3 protein-coding genes are annotated in these 3,250 nt (G+C 70.6%); 2 read left to right on the forward strand and 1 reads right to left on the reverse strand.

The window, feature by feature from the left end:
• Positions 1–465: 465 nt before the first annotated feature.
• Positions 466–1,077: a TetR/AcrR family transcriptional regulator gene (locus tag EJK15_RS68380; RefSeq protein WP_138720784.1), complete on the reverse strand. Its 612-nt coding sequence runs from the start codon at positions 1,075–1,077 to the stop codon at positions 466–468.
• 89 nt (positions 1,078–1,166) lie between these two features.
• Here EJK15_RS68380 and EJK15_RS68385 point away from each other — a divergent pair, with 89 nt between their 5' ends.
• On the forward strand, positions 1,167–2,348 hold the full coding sequence (locus EJK15_RS68385; protein WP_138720785.1) for a cytochrome P450: 1,182 nt from the start codon (positions 1,167–1,169) through the stop codon (positions 2,346–2,348).
• Positions 2,349–2,353: 5 nt separating this feature from the next.
• Positions 2,354–3,004: a class I SAM-dependent methyltransferase gene (locus EJK15_RS68390; protein ID WP_138720786.1), complete on the forward strand. Its 651-nt coding sequence runs from the start codon at positions 2,354–2,356 to the stop codon at positions 3,002–3,004.
• Positions 3,005–3,250 lie beyond the last annotated feature (246 nt).

Genomic DNA, 3,250 nt, shown 5'->3' on the forward strand with positions numbered 1-3,250 from the left:
GCCCAGCGCATCGGCCGGCTCGATGCGCTGGCGCGCCGGTAGGACAGCCGTCCGCGTCCGGTGGTCTTGCACACGTCCCGTGGTCGGGATACGGGCGGGAGCTTTGCGGTCGGTGAGGCCTACCTCGCCTCGGTCGCTTTGCACGAGCCCGAAGACGAGACGGTGACCGTCTCACGTCACAGCGACACGCCGCATCGAAACAGCCACGCAGGCGGGACCTCACCGGGCTGGTGCAGGTGGCCGAACGAGATCAGCTTGAGGGGCATGGGTATGTGCTCCCTGGCAGCGCGTGACACTTCACGGCAAAGTCTGGCGAAGCGGACTCCTCCGCCACCAGCGCCGCTTTCCCACGCCCCAAGCGCGTCGGCAGAAGCTGGGCGGCTTCGTGCCGGGCCGGTGTGCCTGCGGTGCACGGCCTCTGGGCCAAGCGGAGCAGGCCGTGAACGAGGTGATCGCAGGCGGGATTTAGGGCTGGGCTGCCGCCATGACGCCGTGCACGGCTTGGGTGATGCGGTCGGCGGCCTGGTCGGGGTCGGGCTGACCGGCGTCGAGCCAGGCGATGACGGCTTCGATGGTCAGGGTGGGGATCAGGTTCGCGGCCCAGTCCAGCCATGGGCCTTCGGGGATGCGCCTGGCGAGGTTGCGGTGGGCGAGCTCACGGGAGGCGGCGGCGATGGAGTCGATCAGGTCGCGGAAGTCGGGCTCGCGGGCGGCGTAGCGGAACAGCAGCCGGAACCCGTCAGGGTCGGCCGCGGCGGCGCCGACCATGGCGGGCAGGGTGTCCTTATCGAAGTCGTCGACGCCGGTGGCCTCGGCCAGCCGCACACATGCACGGTCGAGCGCCGCCCGGTACAGGTCGGACTTGGACTCGAAGTGCCGGTACAGCATCGCCCGGGTCAGGCCCGCTTCGGTGGCGACGTCGTTCAAGCCGGTGGCGGCATATCCGGCGCGGGCGAAGGCGCGAGTGGCCGCATCCAGGATCTGCTCGCGCCGCTCGGCGCGGCGTAGCCGCCGTACCGGCGCTTGCGGGGTCGGTGCGGTCTCTGTCTGGGCGCTGTCCGCGTCGGGGTTGCTCATCCGCGCTCCTCCACTTGTAGAACTCGAAGTATACAAGTACGGTTTTAAACGTCGGAGTATACAAATCGGCGTCTACTTTCGGAGGAGTCATGTCCGAACCCGCCCAGCTGCCGTTTGAGCAGCCCGGCCCGATGCAACCGTCGCCGTTGCTGCGCCAGATGCAGGCCCGCGGCCCGATCCACGCGATCCGCACCGCCGTGGGCGACCCCGCCTGGCTCGTGAGCGGGTATGAGGAAGTGCGCGCCCTGCTGGACGACGCCCGGCTCGGCCGCGCCCACCCCGAGCCCGACCGCGCCTCCCGCACGGGAGAGTCGGAGCTGTTCGGCGGCCCCATCGGCGGCTTCGACACCGAGCAGGCCGAACACCGCAGGATGCGCTCGCTGCTGCAACCGCACTTCTCGCCCAAACGCATGCGCGCACTCCGCGGCCGCGTCGAGACGCTCACTACACGCCTGCTGGATGAGCTGGCCGCCGCCGGACCTCCGGCCGACCTGCACGCCGCCCTGGCACTACCGCTACCGATCGCGGTCATCTGCGAGCTGCTCGGCGTCCCGTACGAGGACCGCGAGCAGTTCCGCACCTGGACGCAGGACACCGCCGACGTCACCGACCGGGCCCGGTCCGCACAGGGTCTGGGCGCGCTGTTCACCTATGGGCAGCAGTTGGTGGCCCGCAAACGGGCACAGGGCGATCCGGACGCCGATGTGATCTCTCGGCTGGCGGCCACCGACGGGGTGAGTGATGACGAGGCCGCCGCGATGGGCATGTTCCTGCTGTTCGCCGGACACGAGACCACGGTCACCGCGATCGGCATGGGGGCACTGTGGCTGCTGGCCACGCCCGGCCAGTGGCGGGCCCTGGTCGATGACCCGTCCCGGATCGACACCGCGGTGGAGGAGATCCTGCGTGCGCCGCGGCTGGGAGGTGGCGGCATCCCCCGCTACGCCCGTACTGACCTGGACATCGCCGGCGTGCAGGTGCGGGCCGGAGATTTGGTGCTGCTGGACACCGGCGCGGCCAACCACGACGCCTCCGTCTTTGCTGAACCCGACCGGTTCGATCTCGACCGGTTCGCCGTGCCGCACCTGAGCTTCGGGCACGGCGCCCGCTACTGCATCGGCGCGCCCCTGGCCCGCATCGAGCTGCAGGTGGTCTTCGCCCAGCTTGCCGCCCGCTTCCCCACGCTGAAGCTGGGCTGCGCGGTGGAAGAGCTGACCTTCAACACGCGCACGCTGACCGGCGGCCTGACCACGCTACCGGTCACCTGGTGAGCCCTATGAGTACGGTGAAGCAGAGCAGGCGCCGGCCGATCTTCGGCCGGATGTATCCGATGATGGCGCGCGCCATGGACGAGGGCGGCATGACCGAACGCCGCCAATCGCTGCTGGCGGGCCTGACCGGCGAGGTGGTCGAGGTCGGCGCCGGGCACGGCGTCAACTTCGCGCTCTACCCGGCCGAGGTGGCCCGGCTGGTGGCAGTGGAGCCGGAGCCGCGGTTGCGTGCGCAGGCGCAGGCCGTCGCCGCCGAGGCCGCGGTTCCCGTGGAGGTGGTGCCCGGCATGGCCGAGCGCCTGCCCGTGGCGGATCACAGCGTGGATGCGGTGGTGTTCTGCATGGTGCTGTGCTCGCTGCCCGATGTCGGTGCGGCGCTGGCCGAGGCGCGGCGGGTGCTCAGGCCCGGCGGGCAGCTACGTTTCCTGGAGCATGTGCGCGCCGACACGCGCGGCCTGGCCCGGGTGCAGGATGTGCTGGATGCCACCGTCTGGCCGCTCATGGTCGGCGGCTGCCACCTCGGCCGCGACGCCGAGGCCGCGATCCGGCGGGCCGGGTTCCACATCGGTCACCTGGATCGTTTCCTGTTCCCGCCCGCGCGCACCCCGGTCTCCTTCCACATCCTCGGTACGGCCCTGCGTGGTGGCGATGAGTGAGCCGCGCGGCAGGATCGACGTCGCCGGGCCGACCAAGGCCTTTGGGCGCCGCTCAGTCGCCAGCCCTGATGGAGGAAGCGCCACCGTCGGCGGGACAGGCAAGCAGGAAGAACGAATGAGGTCGGGTAGCCCCGGGGAATCGCACCCCGGGGCTCCCACAGAACCGTGCGTAACGATCTCTCGTTACACGGCTCTTGTCGTCCTGGTCACCAGACGGCGGGGACCCAGTTGACCCAGCGCCAATGG

Source organism: Nonomuraea basaltis, from assembly GCF_005893125.1.
GTDB classification, from domain to species: Bacteria; Actinomycetota; Actinomycetes; order Streptosporangiales; family Streptosporangiaceae; genus Nonomuraea; species Nonomuraea basaltis.

Coding starts and splice junctions, on each gene's coding strand:
- EJK15_RS68390 (WP_138720786.1), top strand. CDS start 2,354: ATGAGTACGGTGAAGCAGAGCAGGCGCCGGCCGATCTTCGGCCGGATG.
- EJK15_RS68380 (WP_138720784.1), bottom strand. CDS start 1,077: ATGAGCAACCCCGACGCGGACAGCGCCCAGACAGAGACCGCACCGACC.
- EJK15_RS68385 (WP_138720785.1), top strand. CDS start 1,167: ATGTCCGAACCCGCCCAGCTGCCGTTTGAGCAGCCCGGCCCGATGCAA.